The sequence below is a fragment of the Marinobacter sp. genome (genome assembly GCF_048266785.1).
GTDB lineage: Bacteria > Pseudomonadota > Gammaproteobacteria > Pseudomonadales > Oleiphilaceae > Marinobacter.
In genome coordinates, this window is record NZ_JBLWYX010000022.1 from 1 (window position 1) to 22,689 (window position 22,689).

At 48.1% G+C, this 22,689-nt stretch carries 20 protein-coding genes; 1 reads left to right on the forward strand and 19 read right to left on the reverse strand.

Going from position 1 to position 22,689, the window contains the following annotated elements:
- Positions 1-394 precede the first annotated feature (394 nt).
- Positions 395-1,930 (forward strand): Fic family protein, encoded by a 1,536-nt coding sequence (locus ACN0V1_RS19355; RefSeq protein ID WP_417546556.1) that lies wholly within the window; start codon positions 395-397, stop codon positions 1,928-1,930.
- A 391-nt stretch (positions 1,931-2,321) separates the two neighbouring features.
- On the opposite strand, the gene ACN0V1_RS19360 is transcribed toward ACN0V1_RS19355, so the two are convergent.
- The 19 genes from ACN0V1_RS19360 to ACN0V1_RS19450 all read right to left on the reverse strand — a co-directional run bounded on the left by ACN0V1_RS19360 (position 2,322) and on the right by ACN0V1_RS19450 (position 22,683).
- On the reverse strand, positions 2,322-4,334 hold the full coding sequence (locus ACN0V1_RS19360; protein ID WP_417546557.1) for a polysaccharide biosynthesis protein: 2,013 nt from the start codon (positions 4,332-4,334) through the stop codon (positions 2,322-2,324).
- Between the two features lie 196 nt (positions 4,335-4,530).
- Entirely contained in the window at positions 4,531-5,079 is a 549-nt protein-coding gene (locus tag ACN0V1_RS19365) for a sugar transferase (RefSeq protein WP_417546558.1), read from the reverse strand.
- A gap of 18 nt (positions 5,080-5,097) precedes the next feature.
- Positions 5,098-6,036, reverse strand: coding sequence for a UDP-glucose 4-epimerase family protein (locus ACN0V1_RS19370; protein ID WP_417546559.1), 939 nt, complete (start codon positions 6,034-6,036; stop codon positions 5,098-5,100).
- 2 nt (positions 6,037-6,038) lie between these two features.
- On the reverse strand, positions 6,039-7,208 hold the full coding sequence (locus tag ACN0V1_RS19375) for a glycosyltransferase (RefSeq protein ID WP_417546560.1): 1,170 nt from the start codon (positions 7,206-7,208) through the stop codon (positions 6,039-6,041).
- The gene (gene wecB, locus ACN0V1_RS19380) at positions 7,208-8,338 is read right to left on the reverse strand and encodes a non-hydrolyzing UDP-N-acetylglucosamine 2-epimerase (protein WP_417546561.1); all 1,131 of its coding nucleotides are present in this window, start codon (positions 8,336-8,338) and stop codon (positions 7,208-7,210) included. Before wecB ends, ACN0V1_RS19375 begins: the two co-directional genes overlap by 1 nt.
- Positions 8,339-8,357: 19 nt before the next feature.
- Positions 8,358-9,476 carry a UDP-2-acetamido-2,6-beta-L-arabino-hexul-4-ose reductase gene (wbjC, locus tag ACN0V1_RS19385; protein ID WP_417546562.1) on the reverse strand — a complete coding sequence of 373 codons (1,119 nt, stop codon included), beginning with the start codon at positions 9,474-9,476 and terminating at the stop codon, positions 8,358-8,360.
- Between the two features lie 3 nt (positions 9,477-9,479).
- Entirely contained in the window at positions 9,480-10,514 is a 1,035-nt protein-coding gene (locus ACN0V1_RS19390) for a polysaccharide biosynthesis protein (protein WP_417546563.1), read from the reverse strand.
- Between the two features lie 43 nt (positions 10,515-10,557).
- Positions 10,558-12,102: a hypothetical protein gene (locus ACN0V1_RS19395; protein WP_417546564.1), complete on the reverse strand. Its 1,545-nt coding sequence runs from the start codon at positions 12,100-12,102 to the stop codon at positions 10,558-10,560.
- Between the two features lie 10 nt (positions 12,103-12,112).
- Positions 12,113-13,372 carry an O-antigen polymerase gene (locus tag ACN0V1_RS19400; RefSeq protein WP_417546565.1) on the reverse strand — a complete coding sequence of 420 codons (1,260 nt, stop codon included), beginning with the start codon at positions 13,370-13,372 and terminating at the stop codon, positions 12,113-12,115.
- A 113-nt stretch (positions 13,373-13,485) separates the two neighbouring features.
- Complete coding sequence (locus ACN0V1_RS19405; protein ID WP_417546566.1) at positions 13,486-14,256, reverse strand: oxidoreductase; 771 nt, start codon at positions 14,254-14,256, stop codon at positions 13,486-13,488.
- A complete protein-coding gene (locus ACN0V1_RS19410) occupies positions 14,253-14,954 on the reverse strand; it encodes a cytidylyltransferase domain-containing protein (protein ID WP_417546567.1) in 702 nt (233 codons plus the stop codon). Before ACN0V1_RS19410 ends, ACN0V1_RS19405 begins: the two co-directional genes overlap by 4 nt.
- On the reverse strand, positions 14,951-15,934 hold the full coding sequence (locus tag ACN0V1_RS19415; RefSeq protein WP_417546568.1) for a Gfo/Idh/MocA family protein: 984 nt from the start codon (positions 15,932-15,934) through the stop codon (positions 14,951-14,953). The genes ACN0V1_RS19410 and ACN0V1_RS19415 overlap by 4 nt, the downstream gene beginning before the upstream one ends.
- On the reverse strand, positions 15,927-17,003 hold the full coding sequence (locus ACN0V1_RS19420) for a nucleotidyltransferase family protein (protein ID WP_417546569.1): 1,077 nt from the start codon (positions 17,001-17,003) through the stop codon (positions 15,927-15,929). Before ACN0V1_RS19420 ends, ACN0V1_RS19415 begins: the two co-directional genes overlap by 8 nt.
- A 6-nt stretch (positions 17,004-17,009) precedes the next feature.
- Positions 17,010-18,122, reverse strand: coding sequence for an N-acetyl sugar amidotransferase (locus tag ACN0V1_RS19425; protein WP_417546570.1), 1,113 nt, complete (start codon positions 18,120-18,122; stop codon positions 17,010-17,012).
- A gap of 13 nt (positions 18,123-18,135) precedes the next feature.
- Positions 18,136-19,287 (reverse strand): UDP-N-acetylglucosamine 2-epimerase, encoded by a 1,152-nt coding sequence (neuC, locus tag ACN0V1_RS19430; protein ID WP_417546571.1) that lies wholly within the window; start codon positions 19,285-19,287, stop codon positions 18,136-18,138.
- On the reverse strand, positions 19,284-20,279 hold the full coding sequence (gene neuB, locus ACN0V1_RS19435) for an N-acetylneuraminate synthase (protein WP_417546572.1): 996 nt from the start codon (positions 20,277-20,279) through the stop codon (positions 19,284-19,286). The genes neuC and neuB overlap by 4 nt, the downstream gene beginning before the upstream one ends.
- A gap of 24 nt (positions 20,280-20,303) precedes the next feature.
- Complete coding sequence (locus ACN0V1_RS19440) at positions 20,304-20,726, reverse strand: MaoC family dehydratase (RefSeq protein ID WP_417546573.1); 423 nt, start codon at positions 20,724-20,726, stop codon at positions 20,304-20,306.
- Entirely contained in the window at positions 20,726-21,412 is a 687-nt protein-coding gene (locus ACN0V1_RS19445; protein ID WP_417546574.1) for an acetyltransferase, read from the reverse strand. Before ACN0V1_RS19445 ends, ACN0V1_RS19440 begins: the two co-directional genes overlap by 1 nt.
- A 125-nt stretch (positions 21,413-21,537) precedes the next feature.
- Positions 21,538-22,683, reverse strand: coding sequence for a LegC family aminotransferase (locus ACN0V1_RS19450; protein WP_417546575.1), 1,146 nt, complete (start codon positions 22,681-22,683; stop codon positions 21,538-21,540).
- Positions 22,684-22,689 lie beyond the last annotated feature (6 nt).

Below are 22,689 nucleotides of genomic sequence, written 5' to 3' on the forward strand. Positions count from 1 at the left end.
AAACTTTACGCCCGGATCGCGAGCAAGCTCGCTCCTACAGTTCCGGCTCTCGCCCATGTAGGAGCCAGCTTGCTGGCGATCAATCCCCACGCCGAGCCGCCAGTTGATCGCGCCCATGCTCCTGCGTGGGCGCGCAGCTTGCGATGCTCCGCGTCGCTGGGTGCAGAACGCCGCGGCTGGGGTTCCCACGCGGGAGCATGGGAACCATCAAAAAAACGATCGTTCCTGCGCTCCCGCGCAGGCACACCCTGTCTCTCGCCCACGTAGGAGCCAGCTTGCTGGCGATCAATCCACTGGAAGTGAGTAAAAAATCGTCATAACCTCTCAAACTAAATATTTTCTTTGCACAGTGAAGGAAATATTGCCGGCCAGCACCAAACACAAGGAAAGGTTCATGCGAAATGTAGGGTACGCGCTACTGCAAGAACGGTTACCGATTACCGCGGTGCCGCTGGCATGCCCCGCCCTGATACAGCCGACCACTCGGATCGAGAAGATCGCGCACACTCTGGCCGTACCGCCGAAGCTGGCGCCTGATGAGGATGACCTGCTCGGGAACGTACTCTTCGCCCTGAAGCATGAGGGAATCAACCTTTCGATTCTCGCCCAGGTGCTGCCGCGCATTCCGGTCATCGAACTAGAGGCCGCACTGAAGCGATCGCCAAACGGGGTATACATCCGAAAGACCTGTTATTTATGGGAAGCGTTCATCGGCAAGGAAATTGAACAGCATGCGCCCGTGCGAGGGAAGTTCATCCAATTGTTCGAGCCGGCGCAATACATCACCCGCCGCGGCGCCCGGAACTCGAAATGGCGTATTGAGTTCAATGGCCTCGGGGATCTCACCTACTGCGCCACCGTTGAACGGTCCCCGGCAATAACCGAGCTGCTGGCGCACGACATCCCTGGCCGAGCCAGGGCGTTCATTGGATCACTGCCCCCGTTGATGATGGACCGTGCCATCCACTGGGCCTACCTGCACGAAACCCAGGATTCCTTCGCGATCGAGCGAGAAGCGCCCACTCAGGACAAGTCACGTCGGTTCATCCAGCTGCTGCGACAGGCCCATGACCGTCAGCCGCTCACCGAGGATTACCTGGTCGCACTGCAGAACTCCACCGTGACGAACCCGTTTGATCTTGCAGCCGCTTTCCGGCACCAGCAGAACCACCTCGGAGCCAGCGGTATCCGGGGGGCGGCCGGGATTAGCTACGTGCCCCCACCTCCTGAACTCTGTCGCGAATTGATGGAGAGCCTGATGCGGTTCGCCAATGAGGCTCCGACGCAGATCGATCCACTGGTTGCGGCCGGGATCATCTCTTTCGGGTTCGTGTTCCTTCATCCGTTCATGGATGGCAACGGCCGCTTGTCTCGTTTTCTCATCCACCAGGCTCTCTGCCGGGCAGGCGCGCTTGAAAATGGCCTGCTGCTGCCTGTATCGGTGGCGATGAAAGATGCCGAGAGTCTCTACCTCAAGACACTACAGACCTTTTCCCGCCCGGTGCGGGACTTCTGGGATGTTCAGTGGATTGATGCCGACACGATCACCCTCGATTTCAAAGGCTCGGATGCACTCTACCGGTACTGGGATGCCACGCCTTGTGTGCTATTCACACTCCAGATGGCCAAGCATGCGCTTGAAGTCGATCTTCGTGAGGAGGCAGCCTTTCTGGAGACTTTTGACACCGTCTACAAAGCCGTAGACGAGAGGTTTGACGTGCGAGGCAGCGAACTCTCCAAGCTAGTCATGATGTGCCTCTCCAATGACGGGGTGATATCGAAGAACCGCCGCAAGCAGTTCCAATACATCGCAAGCGAGGAAGTCTTCGACTTCATCGAGCAAGCTGCACAGCAAGTGCTTGAAGCTCGGCGTGTGCTGACCGACGAAGATCACGCCGAGGAGCCGCCGACCAAGCGCGCCGGAGGCTGATCGAGTTGATCAGGAGGCAAAATCAACGGAAATTGCTTATGAGGTATATCCTTCGCGCGCCCACACAGCGATGCGGCCCATGACCGTAACCTGATTTAAGCGAAGCTCTACGCCCGGATCGCGAGCAAGCTCGCTCCTACAGGCCAGGCACTCGCCCACGTAGAAGCCAGCTTGCTGGCGATCAATCCCCACGCAGCGCCGCCAGCTGATCGCGCCCATGCTCCTGCGTGGGCGCGCAACGTGCGAGCTCCGCATCGCTAGGCACAAAGCACCGCGGCTGGCTTGGGTTCCCACGCAGGAGCATGAACCATCAGACGTTCCATCTCCCCTCTCCCTTGACGGAAGAGGGGCCGGGGCCAGAGGGTGAAAGACTTCCCCCACAAACACCGCCCTACTCCCCTGGCCCCGCTCGACGCTGCTGATAGATCAGATCCACGATTTCCCCTTCGGGCACATAACCACTCACCGCCTCGCGCAACAGCACACGAACCTGAGGATAGTCATCGTCCTCCACAGCCTTGAGCAGCCGAGCCAGCAGGCCCTTGAGCACATCCCAGGTGAAGTATTCCTCGTCGGCCCGCATGATCATCGGGTGTTCGGTGGCGCTGACGTTATCGCCGATCAGCAACTCCTCGTACAGCTTTTCCCCAGGCCGCAAGCCAGTGAATTCGATCGCGATATCCCCGTGCGGGCTCTTTTCCGAACGCACGCTCAGGCCGGACAGATGAATCAGCTTCTCGGCCAGCTCGGCAATCTTCACCGGCTGCCCCATATCCAGCACGAACACATCACCACCCTGTCCCATGGAGCCGGCCTGGATGACCAATTGCGCGGCCTCGGGGATGGTCATGAAGTAACGGGTGATCTTCGGATGGGTCACAGTCACCGGCCCACCGTTGCGAATCTGCTGGTAGAAGCGCGGAATCACCGAGCCCGAGGAGCCCAGCACATTGCCGAAACGCACCATGGTGAAGCGCGTCTTGTTGACGTGATGTACCGCGTCATCAGCGCCAAAAAGTACCGGCGCAGTTTCACGACTCAACGCCTGCAGAATCATCTCTGCCACACGCTTGGTACTGCCCATCACATTGGTGGGCCGCACAGCCTTGTCGGTAGAGATCAGAACGAAGTTGGCCACCCCGGCCTGCACCGCCGCCTGGGCCGTGTTCATGGTGCCAAGCACATTATTAAGCACGCCTTCCGCGACATTGTGTTCCACCATGGGCACATGCTTGTACGCCGCTGCGTGGTAGATCGTCTCCACCTGCCAGGTGCGCATCACGTCCAGCAGGCGCTCGGGATTACGGATGGAGCCCATGATCGGCACCAACCTCACCGGTAGCGAAGCCCGCTCGATCGTACGCTCCAGCTCGATGTGAATGCTGTAAAGGTTGAATTCACTGTGCTCGAACAACAGCAGCGTGCGAGGCTTGTTCGCCAGAATCTGCCGGCACAGCTCCGAGCCAATCGAGCCGCCCGCACCAGTCACCATCACGACTTTGTTGATAATGCACTGCTCGAACAGCGCCTGCTGCGGTGGCACTGCATCACGCCCGAGCAGATCCGCGATATCCACTTCCTGGATATCCTCGACCTTCACCCGGCCACTGGCCAGGTCCATGAAGCCCGGCACGCTGCGAACATGAAGTGGATAAGGCTCTAGCGTCTCCAGCACTTCACGCCGCCTGCCACGAGACGCCGAAGGGATCGCCAACAGAATTTCATCGGCACCCGTTTCATCGATCATCTGCTGAATATGCTTGGGCGAATAAACTCGCAACCCGGCAATGGTGCGGTTAAAAAGATTGGGGTCATCGTCGATGAACGCAACCGGACGCATCGCGCGCCCCAGGCGCAAGGCCGCAACCAGCTGATTTCCCGCCGCTCCTGCGCCATAAACCGCCACCTTGGGCAAACTCGCATCGCGACCTTTGAACTTCATGAGCGAATCCGGGGAAAACCAGTCACCCATGAAGTACTGTCGCATCACCAGGCGCAGACCGCCGATCAAGACCAAGCTCAACCACCAATAGTTGAATACCATCGAACGCGGTATCAGCTTCGGCGCGTCACTGCGCCAATAAACAGCCAAGGCAAGCAACAGGGCGGAAAGCGTAACGGCCTTTGCGATAGCCATCAGGGCGTCATTGCCGAAATAGCGCATCACTGCGCGATACATGCCGAAGCGGATAAAGAAGGGAATCGAGACCAGGGGTGCTACGCCGAACAGCCAGGCATGCCCCCCAAGTGGCTCGACAAAATCGGACTCCCCTAGGCGAACGAAAAACGCCAGCCAAAGTGCCAGCCAGACCAGTAGCACATCCGTGGTCACCTGTATGACACGCTTCTGTCTGCGTGGCAGCTGTACCAGGCGGGACCGTAGTTTTTCAGCCAATCTCAACACAGGAAAACCTCAAACCAAGCAACCTTAACGCGCATTAATAACCCAAACGGCATAGGCCCCTATCCGCGAACTCTGGCAGACCGCTTCTCTAACCCACTGTAGGAGCCAGCTTGCTGGCGAAAACGCACCATACCGCATACCTCAAGGGGCGCTTCAGCCTGATCGGAAACAGACAAAGCAAGACAACAACGAGACCTCACCGAACCCTATCGCCTGCCCCTTTTCCGGCCACCGTCATAAAGATGTATTTGAAATAATCCTTCACCGTAAGGCTCTGGATCATCTTCTGGTCCGTCTCCGCCAGTAATGCCGGTGTGGACATATCGATCTCGTTCACCTGCGCCAACCCGGTAATACCAGGGCGCACATCGAACACTCCGCGCTTAGCACGCTCTTCGGTCAGCTCTTCCTGATTGAACAGGCCCGGTCTTGGCCCTACCAGGCTCATCTCCCCCTTGAGCACATTCCATAGCTGGGGCAGCTCATCCAACTTGGTCTTGCGCAGAAAATGACCAAAACGAGTAATGGATGCACTGCTGGCCAGATGAGTGGCAACCGACACCGTATCCAATTTCATGGTCCGGAATTTGACTAACGTAAAAGGTTGCTGGTGCCGTCCAACACGCACCTGTCGAAAGATCGGCGAGCCCGTATCGAACAAACCAATAATCGTCAGCACCAATAGCACCGGGAAACCAACCAGCAGGCCCAACAGCGAAAAAATAAAATCGAAAATTCGAATCACAGGTTCACCTGGTAACAATCACTTGGAACGCTCGAAGCAACGCCTGAGCCCCTCTTCCACGGTATATGGTGGCTTCCAGTCCAGCAGCTCGCACGTTTTGCTGATATCCACCTGCAACGAGCCAAGCAACCGCTGAGCCATGGCGCTTTTCCCAAGCAAAGTAGCTCCGAACTGCAACAGGCCTGCCGGCATGGGAAGCAACCGTGCCGGCTTACCCAGAGCCTTACCCACACCACGCAGCAACTCGGTAGTGGAAATATCCTCGCCATCACCCGCGAGAAAAATCTGGTTGGCAGCTACAGGATGGTCGATACAACGAATGATCAAATCGGTCAGGTTGTCGATCCCCACCAGCGAACGCTTGTTGTGGATGGCGCCAAGGGGAAGCGGGACACCTTTATCGATCAGCTTGATCATGCTGGCAAAATTGCCCTTTACGCCGGGACCGTACACCAGCGGCGGCCGAATAATGACCATCTCCATGTCAGTTTCAGCGGCCAACAGTATTAACCCCTGCTCAGCCTCCAACTTGGAAACACCATAGGCATCCTCTGGCGACGGCACATCATCGGCGTGAAAAGGATTTCCCGGGGCGGTCGCCTCACCGTTGACTTTAATCGAACTCAGAAACACAAAACGCCGGACTCCGGCGGCAACCGCTTGGCGTGCCAAGTTCAACGTGCCCTCAACATTAACCTTACGGTATTCGGTAAGGGGATCATCCACCTCATCACGCATGATATGGGCACGGGCAGCTGCATGAATGACGACATCGACGCCTGCTAGAGCTTCAGAAAAGTCCGTGCTCCCATCAATATTGCCTACAGCAACGCAGTCAAGACTTTTCCTCCCCCTGCGTACCGCAGTTACTAGATGAATACCAGAGTCAGATGCCAGTTCAGCTTTCAACACAGAGCCAACGAATCCGTTAGCTCCAGTCAGCATTATTTTTTTCATCCTCAAATACTCCGCTCACTTATGACCAGTTGGCCCAAGCGCTCCACAAAAACATCAAACCCCAGATGTTCTTTGAGCTTTTCACGGTCAGTATCGAAAGAGCCAGGTGACAAGTCTCCACTTTCAACAGCACGGAAAAACTGGCAGAGTCCGTCAGCGGTGGGATCGAGAACTACTCCCAAATTGTTTTCCAAAACCCACTTGGCAACACTGGTTTCCGTTCCACAGATAGCTGCAACCAAAGCTCCTGAGAAAACGTAGGAAGATGACTTACTAGGGAAAGCAAAGCGAGTCACCTCATCTTCAATCGGCAGAAGGGCCCATTGATAGTCAGCATTCAACTGAGCGGCTTCAAGTGCCGAAACGAACCCAAAATAAGTGACATTGCCATGCGTGGCTGCAAGCTCCTTTAAATTCTCGGAAAACACGCCAGCACCAGCAAAAACAAAGGGCAATTTTCCGCCGCCCGCACAATACTGTTCAATGGCCTGAATCAATAAAGGTATCCGCTGCAAACGCCCAGCATTCCCACAGAAGGCGAATCCGGGTCGTTTGTTTTCAGGCAGCACTACCTCGTCGAAGGATACGGAAGGGTTCGACAAAATCTGGACAGGAGACAGCGTGCCGGATCGCTCCTTAATTTCCGTGGCCATTTCCTCAGTAATCGTGATCAGAAGACTGGCGTTTCGCATCGTAATTGCATCGATCCAGCGCAAAAAACGATAAATTACTGGCCGTACAGGAAAAACAACATTAGCCGCTTCGGGGTGAATATCCTGCAGGTGATACACATACCGCGCCCGAAAAATCTTGCTGTACACCATCACGATGAAGGGCACCAGAACCGGCGGGTCAGTCGACACATACACTTTCTTGGGGCGCTTTATCAGCAGAACTGCGAACACCCACAACATAAAAAACACCGCGTCGGCGGCACGTCGCACAATACTACTGCCAGAGACAGAAAAAGCACGGCAGGGATAAAAGCCAACCTTGTCCCCGCGTTGCTCACACGCAAGGTGTTTCTTAATATCGGCATGGTTCTGAAAAACTACGCCAACAGACTGCATCTGAGCGTGCTGCTCGGCGAAACGCATCAGGGCCTCACCAATCACGGGATAAATCGGCCAGAAGCTTCGATTGATAATTACCAGGTCCAGTCTTCTAGACATCAATACCGCTTCCAAACCGTGCGCATCACATAATCCCGATAGCTATGGATAATACGCACTACCTTGTCCGATACATTCGGCATACTGTAATCCGCCACCAAGCGCAAGCTACGCTCTTCATTACGTCCTTGGCTTTCGAGAATCTGGAGCCCTTGCAACACACGTTCCCTCTCAAGACCGACCATCATTGCCGCGGCCTCCTCCATGCCCTCCGGGCGTTCATGCGCCTCGCGGATATTCAGCGCGGGGAAGTTGAGGATCGAAGATTCTTCATTGATGGTGCCACTGTCAGACAACACTGCCTTGGCAGTGAGTTGCAGCTTGTTGTAGTCCTTGAAGCCCAGCGGCTTGAGCAGGCGAACATTGGCGTGGAACTTCACGCCCATCGCATCCACGCGCTTCTGGGTGCGCGGATGGGTAGAGACGATTACCGGGAAGCCATAGTGCGCAGCGACGGTATTCAGCACCTCAACCAGCTTGAGGAAGTTTTTATCGGAGTCGACATTCTCTTCACGGTGCGCACTGACCACGAAAAACTTGCCAGCCTCAAGGCCCAGCCGTTCCAGCACACCGGAAGCCTCGATACCCTCGCGGTAATAATTGAGCACCTCGAACATCGGGCTGCCGGTCTTGATCATCATGTCCGGGGACAACCCTTCGCGCAGCAGATAATCGCGGGCAATGGTGCTGTAGGTCAGGTTGATATCGGCCGTGTGATCAACAATGCGGCGATTGATCTCTTCCGGCACGCGCATGTCGAAGCAACGGTTACCCGCTTCCATATGGAAGGTGGGGATCTTGCGGCGCTTGGCCGGGATCACAGCCATACAACTGTTCGTATCACCCAGGACCAGAAGCGCTTCGGGCTGCACTTCAGCCAGCACGCGGTCCACAGCGATGATCACATTACCGATGGTTTCCGCACCGCTGGCACCGGCAGCATTGAGGAAATGATCCGGCTTGCGAATGCCCAGGTCCTGGAAAAAGATTTCGTTCAGTTCGTAATCGTAGTTCTGGCCGGTATGCACCAGCACATGCTCACAGTATTCATCCAGCTTGGCCATCACCCTCGACAGACGAATGATTTCGGGGCGAGTACCTACTACGGTTACGACTCTCAGCTTCTTCATTGCGGTTTCCTGTTCGTACTCAGGCTTCGGTGCCGACTGGCCGAGCATAGGTATCGGGGTGTTCACGATCGAAGATTTCGTTGGCCCACAGCATCACGATCATCTCGTCCTCGCCTACGTTGGTGATGTCATGCGTCCAACCCGGGACAGTTTCGACGATTTCCGACCGTTCTCCGGTGGTGAACAGTTCGTAGAACTGACCAGTCAGGATATGCCGAAAACGGAAACAGGCCTTGCCCTTGATGACCAGGAATTTTTCCGTCTTGGAATGATGGTAATGCCCACCACGAGTAATACCGGGATGAGCCGTAAAAAAGGAGAACTGCCCCGAATCCCTGGTTTTAAGCATTTCCACGAAGACGCCACGTGGATCACCATACCTGGGCACCTGGTAGGTGAAGCGCTCGGGTGGCAGGTAGCTCAGATAAGTGGAATACAACGCCCTAACCAAACCGCTGCCCACAGGCTCGGTGAGCATGGACTTGCGGCTATCACGGAAGGCATACAACTGCTCGGCCAGCTCGCCAACCGAAATGCTGTATTGCGGTTCAACACCGACGAAAGGCTTCCCGGCCAACTTGCCATCCATGATCGCAACGAACTGACTGATCACATCATCGATGTAGACGAGATTGATAAGCGCGGCGGAATCATTGATCTGGATTGGCAGATCACGCGCGATGTTATGACAGAAGGTCGCCACTGCCGAGTTGTAATTTGGTCGTGCCCATTTTCCGAAGACATTAGGCAGGCGAAATAGATGAACCGGAGAGCCCTGGGTGGACTGCAGCTCAAGTAACGCCTGCTCAGCGCCCCGCTTGCTGCTGCCATAGAGGTTATCCAGCTCCGCCTGGCTGGAAGAGGTGTAAATCACCGGGATCTGCCGGCCAGAGGATTTGATGGCTTCGCACAGCGTACGGGTCAAATCGGTATTGCCGGTATGAAATTCCTGCAGGTCTTGTGGGCGATTGACGCCGGCGAGATGAAAGATGCATCCCACCTGAGCAACCAGGCAAGGCAGGTTTTCCAGCGAATCCTCACGGGTAAAACGTAGCACCTCGATGTCGGCGCGCTCGGCCAAATGTGCGATGAGATTCTGGCCGACAAAGCCATTAGCCCCAGTAATAAGAACCTTCATTCTTCACTCCTCGGGCGTTGCGTGCTCACCGCGCTGGATAGCGCGCATGAAATCAAGCTTCAGCAGCAGCTGCTGCATTCCCACTACATCCAATCGCTCGGTATTGTGCGAATTGTAGTCTTCGGTGCGGGAAATTTTTGTTTCGCCCTGCTCCACGAACTTTGCGTAATTGAGGTCGCGCAGATCCGGCGGTACGCGGAAGTACTTTCCCATATCCTCAGCGCAAGCCATTTCCTCGCGACTGAGCAAAGCTTCATAAAGCTTTTCGCCATGGCGAGTACCAATCACCTGGATTGGATGGTCGGGCTTTCCAACCAGATCGGTCAGCGCCAGCGCCAAGGTTTCTACGGTTGCAGCCGGCGCTTTCTGTACGAATAGGTCGCCGTTATTACCGTGTTCGAAGGCATAGAGCACCAGGTCGACCGCATCGGCCAAGGTCATCATGAAACGGGTCATATTCGGATCAGTGATCGACAGCGGCTTGCCGGCACGAATCTGCTCGATAAACAAAGGGATTACCGAACCACGCGAAGCCATCACGTTTCCGTATCGCGTGCCGCAAATGACCGTCTTGGTCTCATCAACGTTTCGCGACTTGGCGACCATGACCTTTTCCATCATTGCCTTGGAAATACCCATGGCATTGATCGGGTAAACGGCCTTATCCGTACTAAGACAAACCACCCGATTCACTTCATTCTGGATTGCAGCCTCCAAGACGTTCTCGGTGCCAAGCACATTGGTTTTAACCGCCTCCATAGGATGGAACTCGCAGGATGGGACCTGCTTCAACGCCGCAGCATGGAAGATGTAGTCCACCCCTCGCGTGGCATTCAACACACTCTGGTAATCGCGCACGTCACCAATATAGAACTTCAGCTTGGAGTTGGCGTAGCGTTTACGCATGTCATCCTGCTTTTTCTCGTCACGGCTGAAAATGCGAATTTCAGTAATATCGGTATCGAGGAAGCGCTTGAGCACGGCGTTGCCGAAGGAGCCGGTTCCACCACTAATGAGAAGAATTTTGTTCTTAAACATCAAGCAAGCCCTATAAATAACAGAAAAACAGCCAACACATTAATTAACGATCACCCGCCTTAAAGATAGGTCTTACCTTATCAATCCATCGAAAGTAAACTCGCCGCTCAATCTTTTTAAAAGCAGTCGAAAAGCCATGATCTTTATGTTCCCCAAACCAATCCAAATCCTGACATCTAAACTTACCAATAACTAAATTCTCATCATCCAACTCTTCCGCATACTCCGAATCATCTGCGGTAAAAAAATTATCCCTAACAGCATTCAAAATACTGGAGACATCGGCATCAAAATTATATTCATTTTCATACGTATTTAGAGGCCTAATAAAATTAACGAATTGCGCACACCGCTTATGAAAGCAATAAATAAACCTTAACGACCTTCGAATGACATCATCAGCATCATGTGTCTCAAGAAAGGATAAAGCGCCAAAATCATGAGGACTATGGACTTGCGATGAAAACCCAGAAGTACTATACCAAGACGGAGAAAGGCCTATAACTTTTTTCCCCAGCAGGCCCGCCTCAATTCCGGCCGTCCCATATTGAACGATAACAATGTCCGCCTGCCGTATTAAATCAATAGTATTTATCTTACTAGAACTAGGTATAATAACAGCCCCATTACGGGTCGCCCAATCCACATAGACGCGCTCTGACTTAGAGCCATCCAAACTAACTCCAATATTTTCACTCCAGTTTGGATGGCTTCTTATTACACAATTAGAAAAATCAATATTTAGCTTAGATAAAACCGCCTCCACTCCTTCCAGTGGATGCTTCCAAGCTGGAGTCCATGCATCAGCACCTTTAAGCTCATGATTGCTGCTAGGCACTATTAAGATCTTTTGACGCCCATTAGAAGGCCAACTAGCAGGCAACGGATCTGTATTATAGAGCCTCCAGACCAAATTACTTTTACTGAGCATTTGGTTAGCTATCTCCGCAGAAAAAACAGCTTGAGATAACTTTAATGGTTTCCCAATAAATTCGCCTATGATTTTATGCAGCGACTTCAAAGACCTACAGTCATCATTTACCTCTAAAGCAACCCCAGGATACGCCGCCTCAAAGGTGATAAAAGGTATACCCTTAGATTCGCAGGCCTTTAAAACAGCTCGCGGCATATCTAAGCGGCCATTAAAAATAAAAACAAGCTTTAATTCATTATCCTCAATCCACTTCAAAGCATTTGCATATACAATTTCAGCCAAGGGCTTAAGCTTATCTTGCGTATCCAACACTGCTTTTGAACTACAATCTTCATCAGTTTCTATTCTATGCAGGCTATAAGAAGTAGAAGAGACTATATCGAACTTAAGATCCTCACTTAGCTTTAATCGCAATCTTTTATCAATACTTGTCACATTCTCAACATTAAAAGTATCAACCCCCCCAGCAAAACACTTGGTACATTCTACAAGCTTACTAGTCCCTTTAATCATCCTATTATAACAATAAGGGACAGAGGCATTGCACTTCAGGAAGAAATTTTGATGCCCTTGCCTCTTAAACAATTCAGATAAAAAAATCATATTTTGAATGCTGCCGCGATATGGGTACAACATTGCGTATCCGATTTTCATATACCCTCCCTCAAAGATATATTTTTCGCCTAAAAAAAGCCATATTAGTTATAAAGAAAACAAAAAACGCGAACAAAATGAAAGAATAATAACTAAACCCGTATGCTGGTACAATTGGAGAAAGAATTAATATTGGCATCGTAAAGAAAACCAAACCTGCACCAACGAGACCCAACCTTCTATATGTATTTACATAAAACAACACCACTCCAAATAACCATCCGAAGAAAGTGGAGTATACAACGAGCCCCAACCAACCAAAATCATAATAAACAGAAGCAGGCAAAGAAACAAATGCTCCTGTATCTGAAAACGCCCGCTCATATAAACCTAAATCTATAACTCCTAAGTCATCCAAAATAACGGTAAAGGCAGAAACAATCGAATGGTAACCGGCACGCTCATCTAAGCTATAAACGATCTGTGACGTCCACTGCCCATGAAAGAGATACAAAAAAGAATATAATAAAAAACAGAGCAAGTCAGAATGATCCTCTTTAAAAAAATCCAGATCAGGCACTCCATACATCTCTATCAAACCAAAATATAGTAACTCTTGTATAGAAGCCCCACCAATAGAAGCAGATGACTTGACCACCGCCAATATATAGAAAAAAACAGCCAATAAAAACAAAACCGCCAAAAATGAGAACTTATTAAGGACCAATGCGATGTTTATCTTGTAGCGCCCAATACAATATAAAACAACCAAAAAAACCAACAGCAAAAAAACATTGCTTCTGCCACCATTGAGATAGGCATGAAAGAAAATAGAAAACACCGAAGTACACAACAGCAAATATCTTATTTTTATGTATTTAAAGTATCTCAAAGCAAAAAAAACACCTACGTAAGAAAACGGAATAAATAAATTCCCTGCGATTCCAAAAAAAGACCCCCCCTCAGAAGATAGCCATTCATACCTCGCAGCCCTTAATTCCTGATCTAGATAGTTTATATCCCTAATAACAACCCGATCGTAAAAAAGAAGAAAAACCCCTAGCAAAGGTAAAAAAAACAAAAACCAAGAATTAATCCCAACCCACTTAGCATCAACAATACAATCACATGAAACAGATTGTCCTTTCTTATATTGCAACAAGCAACCATAAGTTACCAAGCCAAGCAAAAGAACAATCACAACAAAGATCCAACTTGAGAAAAATAAAAAATAATAATTCTCAACTATTGACCTACCCGGAAAGAAACAAACAAATATAATAGCCAAGACATATGGAAACAGGAATGAAAATATCAGTCTTTTAGTCATACCATCAAACCTTTCCACTGAATCCAGCAAAAGCAAATAAACACTCTTCGCCAAACCATAATAGTTGCAATTTAATTTGACTCAAGAATATCCGCCCTGCGCAACAAGCTTCATTACAATGTAAAGCCATCGTCGACAACTATATTCTGCCCCACGACATATCGCGACTGATCGGATAATAAAAAAAGCACAGAACCAACGATACTATCTACATCCAACATGCCTGTACCAAGAGTTTTTTCTTTATACGCCTTTAAGAATACCTCCGGTTGATGGTCGAAAATGCCGCCGGGGCTAACACAATTAACACGAAACCTACTATCATCAATATAAGAAGCCACATATTTATTAAGATGCAACAGTGCAGATTTTATTGCCGCGTACTCAACCGCCATGGTCATTGTTGTATCTTTATATATGGAAAAGTCTGGCGGAACAACACCATAAATTGATGATATATTTACCAGCGAGAATGGCTTTCTATTTCTTACAAAATAAGCCGCACATTGTTGAGAAAACAAAAAAGAACTACCCAAATGCAGAGAAACATTTTCATTAAAACTATCTAAAGTCACATCGAAGAAGTGAGCACCATAGGTTTTATTTCGGGGATAAGTACTGTTAACTGCACCATCTATATTATCAGAGGTAGAAAACAGCTTTTTAACCGCATCTGTGTTTGTAATATCAAGAGATAGCATTTGCAGAGCAGGCGAATTAACATCAACGCCCAGCTCAATAAATAAATCCTTCGCTCTGTCAATATTTATATCTGCCGCTATGACATTAGCGCCTTGTGCAAGCAACCCACATACTAGCCGGCTTCCAAGTAGCCCACCTGCACCGGCAACTAGTATCGATTTGTGTTCGAGTAAATTTTTCATCCTTTTTCCCCTTTAGAGCTTAGAGTAATAGCTTCCGCTAGTTTAAAATCATAAATGTCATCAATATCTACCGCTCTAGATTTCGGCACCTCAATAGCCGTCACCTTCCCAGAGAATAGACCGCAGCTGTTAAGAATGAAATCAGGCTTAGAAACATATACGACCGTTGTAACATCAAAAACCAAAGGTGCATCCTGCCGGCGTTTTATCTCATCGTCCGACTTATTTAATAGCTCAACATAGCCTTCTTGATTGTATTTAACCATGTTGAAGTAAGGGCTTCTATTCGCAGGCGTTACTGCAATACACACGTCTGCTGCATCTTTACGCAGCTTTTGAATGGCAGTTTCCACATCACCAACACTGCGCAAGGGGCTAGTCGCAGGTAAGCTAACGAAGGTATCAAACCTACCATAGTTTTTTGCAACCCATTCTATAGCATGTTGCCAAGCCAACCATTCCGGCGCGTGATCATCAGCTAATTTTATTGGCCGTTTGATGACAACTGCACCCGCATTCTTCGCTATCTCCGCAATTTCAAGGTCATCGGTAGACACAAAAACCTTATCAATCGAGGGTGCAACCAATGCGACATCTATCGAATGACATAAAAGTGGTTTACCTGCTAGTTCTTTTATATTTTTCTTCGGCAGGCCTTTTGAGCCACCTCTAGCAAAAATGAATGCATAAGTTTTCATTGCAGCCCTTTCGTAGTAAGCGCCGATGATTTTATTTTAGTTATTAAAGAAACGGTTCTTTGTGCTTCATCCAAAGTAACACAACTATTGGGCTTGCCATTTATTAGCCCTTCAAAATCCTGAAGCATATTCAAGTACATTTGATTTTTATCCCATTCAGGCTGACTGAATACTTGTCTTTCAGAGCCTTTCGTAGAAAGCGTTATCTCATTTCGCAGCAAATCCCATTCCAGACTGCCCTCGCTACCTATGAAGCGACACTTTCGATGTACCTTCCGTTGTAAAAAATCAAGATGTACCGACACTACTGTTCCCCCGACATTCAGAGCCAAAATATCTGCAGAGTCTTCAACGGGTAGTTGTAGATCTTTTGATGAACGTAAAATGGCGTGCTGATATTGAAGTGGGCCCAAGAGCCACTGTATATAGTCAAGCTCGTGGCTCAGCTCAAGTAGTACGCCTCCACCTAGCTGAGCGCTGGCAGAAACACTTTCTCGGTAGTTTTGACTCGGTCGCCAATCGGGCAGATATTGACCCACCTCCACAAATGCATTATAAATCTCACCAATCAAGTTATCTTCAAGCAGCAACTTAATATATTGACTGCTGGGTAGATATCGGAGGCAATACCCTACTGTGGCGGGAGTTTTATATTGTTTTTCAGCCGCTAAGATAGACGCAGCGTCCCATTCACACCCTGAAAGCGGCTTCTCAATTAATACAGGAATCTCGTTTTTTAATAACGGAATTGCATGCTGAGCATGGAAGGTCGCCGGCGAAGCTACAATAGCCATATCCGGTTTATGTTGTAGAAGCTCATCAATGCTCGATAAAAATTCATCTGCATTTTCGATTGGCTCACAAGGTTGTCTTCCACTAGCTGAAACAGCAAAAACTACTGCTTCAGGATAAAGTCTTTTTATATTAGCTCTATGTCGCTTAGAAATATTACCCAGCCCAATTACTGCAACTTTATTCATCATAATTTCCATTGGGTGGCTTGAAATAGGTTTCAATATCCCGCTGTGCCTTTTGGTAGTCTTTCATTTGACCGATATCAAGCCAATAATCATAACTGGTATAGGTACCTATACGCTTTTTATTAACTCTGTGCTTCTCCAACAACGTGGGCATATCAATGCGTTGGCTCGGCTGCACACTGGTAACGATATCGGGATTAAGAATATAAATGCCTGTGTTGATCTTGTATCGGAAAGTAGGTTTTTCTACCATACTAGTGACAAGCTGCTCTTCAGTTTCTATTACACCAAAGGGTACTCTATGCTCATCTTCACGCACGCAGATGGTAGCGTCAAACTTGTACCTTTCGTGGTGACGCAACAAACGTGTATAGTCTATCTTAGTCAGCACATCACCGTTCATCATAATAAGCGGAAGGTTAGGAAGACCTATAGGTAGCAAACCTAGCGCCCCTCCCGTCCCAAGCGGACTCTCTTCATGCACATATTGGATACTGACGTTCCATCGGCTACCATCACCGAAGTGGCTACGAATTATTTCGGGAAGATAGTGCGTAGAAATATAGAAATTATAAAAACCATGGCTAATAAATTGGTTGAGAAGAAGCTCTAGCATAGGCTTGTCACCAACCCGCAGCATGGGTTTCGGGCAGTGATCGGTAAGCGGTTGCAGACGCGTACCAAATCCACCAGCCATAATAAATACTGGATTATCGCGCTGTTCTGGCTGCATAGCTTGGTGTAAGGTTTCGAGGCTGATAACAGAATTCCTGCTGTCCAGAATCGGGATAGCTGTAAGATCATGCTGTTTCATCAACCGAAGACGCTGCTCGCGACTAGTGTTACTGGTTACACTTATAGGATTGGTATTCATTATCTGACTGACAGCGTCCTGCATATTAGCATCGGCTAATAGTGCACGGCGGGTATCACCGTCAGTAACTGTTCCCAACAGCTTTTGCTCAGCATCACAAATAAGCACAATACGCAGCGAGCCTTTATCCAGTGTTCGCATAGCATCGCGGATGGAGTCGTTAGGGGATAAGACTATGCATTCCCAACTCTTCATTATGCGTCACCCCCAAAGCGGATTTTTTAGAACCCATACATTATTTTTATTTTTATTGAAGATCTCTTTATTATAATGGCTATCAACTACCTTCCAAAAATCCCGTTCGCTATAACCAGTAAAGTGACAGAATTCTTCAACGCATCTCGGGTCTAATGCATGATCATGCTCACGTACAAGCTTAATCGCCTGCTCTCGGCTTATCATACCGTAGCGAATCATTCTTGCTGCATAATCAGTCGCTGAGGCGTGTCCAAACTTTGGATACTTCATCCACGAATGGACAAGGTAAGCCGGGGTATCTACTTGATCAAACTGCTCAACGTGATGCGTTCTATTCCACTCATGAGTCAAGTCGTGAAAACCGTTCTTTTTTGCGAATTCATAGTTCCGAAAACTACTCCACTCTAGAAAATAACTTAAATATATAGGATCTAGCTTATCAATTTCCTTTTGCGTTGGCGGGTCAAAAAAGCTCAAACTCCTTGAATCTATACCTAAATTCACAATTTCTTCTATAGCTATCCCACTCCCCACACCATTATTTACTTGATCTTTCGCTGAATATGTTTCAACAGCATGGGCGCCGCCATACTCATAAGCAACGTTTTCACCATAAACAAGAAGTGGAGTATTAAATTTAACCGCCATATGCAATGGATAAGTATAAATATATCTATCAACTAGATAGGTTGGCCTCCCATACCTCTCAAAAGTATATTTTGTTATTATTTTTTGGGATTGCAAGTTAGGCTTCATCGAAATTATATCGCAGCCAAAAGCCTCAGATATATTTTTAATGTTATGAATACCAGCCTTGGTCATCGGGAAGTTATCCTCCACGGAAACCAAAAGCGGATTCATTCCCATTTTTTCTTTCATTATATGAACTTGGAAGTGGCTATCCTTACCACCCGATACCGCTATCATGCAGTCATAGCCATTGGCCCCATTCATACCACGATATTTATCGCAAATATTTTCTAGTTCATGCCAGCGCTCATGATAATTTACTTTTTCTCTTTTTTCATAACTCTGACAGGCAGCACAAACGCCTCTCTCATCGAAAGTTATCCCAGGTCTCGTGCTTGGCATAACACATTTAATGCAATATTTCATGTTTTCACCTACATCAATCAAAATCGAAAAATACTTTCTTCACAGTGATATTTAACTTTATCTTCTTTATTAGATCTATAATTTTATGGCTTGGACAGCCATCACCATATGGATTTACCGTTTCAGGCAAAAGCGCTTGGAACTCTACTGAATAGAGTTTAATAAAAGCCTGACTTATAGACTTTTTTTGAGGGTCACAATCAATTACACTAACTGCTTTTATTCTACCCTTTTGTCTATCACCAATATTTATAGTGCCGATTCGAAAGCTGGGCGCTTCAGCTAACCCGCTGGAGCTATTGCCTACAACGGCGTCCACATACTGTAGGGCGCTGAGATAACGTAATTGACCAAGGGAAGTAAAAGCGACTGCTTTATATGAGTTAACGCTGACGTAATCATCAATCATTTGATTGATAACACGCCCAGCGGTATCGCTGTTGGCTTTGGTGAAAATAAGGTGGGTGTCTTTCAGCTCATCTAAAGCGGCTAGCAGTTCAGAAAACTGAGCTTCAGCGGTGGCTTCTTCCAGTGTTACGGGGTGAAAAGTAACAAGGAGATTTCTTGCAGCCAGATTAAAACTAATAGATTCTTCAAATTCATTTTTATCAAGCAAAGGCATGCGTCGAATATTTTCCACGCCCATACCGCCAACAGCAAATACGCGATCAGGCTGCTCGCCCAACTGAATTACTCGCCTTCTATATTCTTCGGTGCCTGTAAAGTGTAGATGACTCATCTTCGTGATGCTATGACGCATAGCCTCATCAAAGGCGCCTTCGGTGGTCTCCCCACCATGTAAGTGGGCGATGGGTATGCAAGAAATCATTGCCGCACTTGCGGCAGCAAAGATCTCGTAGCGATCACCCAGCACTATGAGTAAATCTGGCTTAAGCTCTTCATAGGCTTCGGCAAAGCTGATTTGCGCCAAGCCCATCGATTTTGATATACCTACAGGAGTATCAGATGAAAGCAACATTTCTATCTTTTTATCGATAGTAAATTCTTTTTCTATTTCTTTATAGGTCAACCCGAACTCAGGGCTTAGATGCATTCCAGTAACTATCAGCTGCAGCTGCAACTCACAGTCGCTTTCGATGCCTTTCATAAGCCAATAAAGCAAACCATACTCCGCACGCGTACCGGTGACTACGCAGAGTTTCATATCAACTCATCCTCTTCGTAATCTCTTTGCGCTCTAATACCGATAAACTCATCCCAACGCATAGGGCTGATGCCGGTACCCGGGCGCTTCACGGTCAAGTTAGTTTCGTTGAAGGCTTCACCTTGCTTGATGGCGACTTTAGCAACTAGAGATTTGCGCGCTATAGCTTTATTCTTTGCTTCGCTGGGGCTGGCCTGCTTGATCGGACTGCCCAGCGCGAGCTCAATGTTGCGGATAGCGTTGACCATAGCGAATAGCTCTTCCGGCTCTAGGCTGGCTTTATGATCCGGACCAGGCAGCGCTTTATCCAAAGTGAAATGTTTTTCAATCACGCTTGCGCCTAAGGCGACGGCAGCGATAGGCACTTCTATGCCATTGGTGTGGTCACTATACCCGTAGGCCAAGTCGAACGATTGTCCCAGAGTTTGCATAGCCTTCAGGTTTACATCCTGCATAGGTGTAGGGTATTCGGTATTGGCGTGCAGAACGGTGATATTTGTCCGCTGCGTTCCGGCTTGTATAAGCGTTTGAATCGCCGATTCGATTTCTCCGAGATTAGCCATACCAGTGGATAGGATAACTTGTTTTTTCAGGCTGCCGATATGGCGCAAATATGGCAGATTTGTTATTTCACCGCTGGGTACTTTGAAGGTTGCCAAGCCTAGTTCATGAAGCATCTCAATACTATCGTGGTCAAACGGTGTTGAAAGAAACTCAATGCCCTTGGTTTTACAGTAAGAAATAAGCTCTAGATGTGCTGATCGATCGAGCTCGAGTTTTTTTACCATCTCTAACTGTGATTCAACTTCCCCGGTGGCTTTTTTTTGATAATCTGCCTTAGGCGCAAACTTAGAAATTGCAAGCTCAGCCTTAAAGGTTTGAAATTTCACAGCATCTGCTTTCGCTGCTACTGCCGCATCCACTAATTGCTTCGCCGTTTCTACAGAACCATTATGGTTAACACCGATTTCCGCAATAATAAAAACACTCATCTCACACCTTCAAAATTTCAGAAGCTAAGGAATAAAAATCTCTGCCTCACCATCGGTAACAATCTTACCGCCAACCTTACATATCGTTTTAAAAAAAACTTTTTTCGCATCAACTTTAACATCTATAACTTCGATTATTGCGGTAACTGTATCATCTATATAAACAGGTCGTTTGAAATTTAGGCTCTGCGATACATATACACAACCTTCCCCCGGTATTTTTGTGCCGAAAAGAGAAGAAAAAAAAGAAGCAGTAAGCAAACCATGAGCTATTCTCTTTTTATATCTTGATCTAGAAGCATAAACACCGTCTACATGTACAGGATTTTTATCCCCAGAAATAGCTGCAAAGGCTTTTATGTCCGCATCTGTTATAGTTTGTGAAAACGAAGCCGACATCCCTATTTCTATGCTCTCTATTGGAATGCTATTTAGGAATTTACTCATCAAGACCTCCTTTTTATATTTTCTTTAGTAAATTCTATAGCGGGACTACCAAAAAATATTTTTCCTGCAGGAACACTTTTAGTAACCACTGAACCTGCAGCTATTACTGAGCCCGCCCCGATAATTAGAGGCTTACCTGGCTTGCCTTGAAATATGACTGCACCAGTACCAACATAGACATCATCTTCAATTATCACATTTCCGTTACACTTCACACCAGGCGCAAATGTGACATTATTTCCGAGAACACAATCATGCGCCACATAGCTATATATGTTCGCATGGAAATTTCTACCTATAATAGCGTTTGAAGTGATCGTGACGAACGGACACAGTATTGCTCCCTCAGCTATATCTGCAATAGAAGAAACATAACAACTGTGATGTATGATATTAGGAAACTTCAGCCCTCTTTTCTTTAGCTTAAGATAAACTTTACCTCTAACCTTGCAATCAGCTATAGAAATGACTATATTATCACCGGAATTAAATTCAAACTCCTCCTCCGAGCCCAAAAAAGGTGAAAAGTAATCATTCCCAACATATTCTTTATCGAAATAACCAGCTATCTTATATTTGCTATTATCCTTAATATATCCAGAGATCTCTAAAGCAAATCCACTTGCCCCAACCACATAAACATTTGAAATTATCTCTACACCACCAAACTTCTCTCGTCTTTCCATATACTATCCCTTCTAAGTACCAGCTTCGGCGCCCTGCACCTATTTGCCGTGCTAAATAGTGAATCATTGACTCAGTTTTTTCGCCATTGCCGCAAAACTTTTCACAACCCAAATTCAATAAAAAATTAAATTTCCAAGGCTGAGCTAGGCAAGTTGACCAGATGGGCTTCAGCTTGCTCTGCGTAGGTTAACTCACCTTTTAGGCACTGTTGGTACATAGGCAGACGGTGCATGAGCTGCCATACGGGACGAGTCATGACCCCCTGAGCGTTGGTTTTTTCCAACAACTCGTTACGAGCCTGAGCACTTGGGCAGTAGATTGCGTTGAGCCAGTAGTTGGAACGCCCATAACTGGGCTCTGCAACGAAACGATAGTCGCTTTCGGCAAAGAACTCCTGATAGAGATGGGCAATACGCCGCTTGCTGACTAGACGAGCCTCCAGTTGCTCAATCTGCGCACAGCCTAGGGCGGCATTTAGATTGGGCATGCGGTAATTGAAGCCGGGCTGATCGTGATAGAACTCATAAGGGTGTGGCTGTTTAGCGGTGGTGGTCAGATGCTTGGCAACTCCACCATCCTCGGAGTTGCGACAAAGCAGCATGCCGCCGCCACCTGTGGTAATAATTTTATTACCATTGAAACTCAATACTCCAAAGCGCCCCAAAGTGCCCGTATGGTGCTCCTGATAGTAGGAGCCAAGGCTTTCTGCTGCGTCTTCGACCAAACATAGATTCCACTTTTCGCTCAGCGCCAAAAGCTCTGCCAGCCGGACGGGATGTCCGAAGGTGTGCATAGGTACAAGCGCTTGAATACGCGCGCCAGTTTGCTTGTGACGACATTGACCGTCACTATCCAGCTGAGCGTTATTTTCAAGCCAGAACTCGGTTGCCTTAGGACATAGACCAAATGCCTGGGGCTCGATGTCGATAAACACCGGTTGCGCACCTAGTTGGTGGATAGCGTTACAAGTGGCGACAAATGTGAGCGCTTGGGTGAGAACCAGATCCCCAGCCCTGACGTTTGCCATATAAAGAGCGGTGTGCAGTGCAGCAGTGCCATTTACCGTAGCGATAGCGCGCTGGCTGCGGGTGAAAGTTTGAATCTGCGCTTCGAACTGATCAACAAACTCGCCCACGCTGGATACAAAAGTGCTGTCGATGGTTTGGTTCAGGTACGCTTTTTCGTTACCAGTGAAACTAGGCACATGCAAGGGAATAAAGTCTTGTGTCTGATAAAGATCGCGTACAAATTGAACGAGTTCGGTGTGCATATCGAG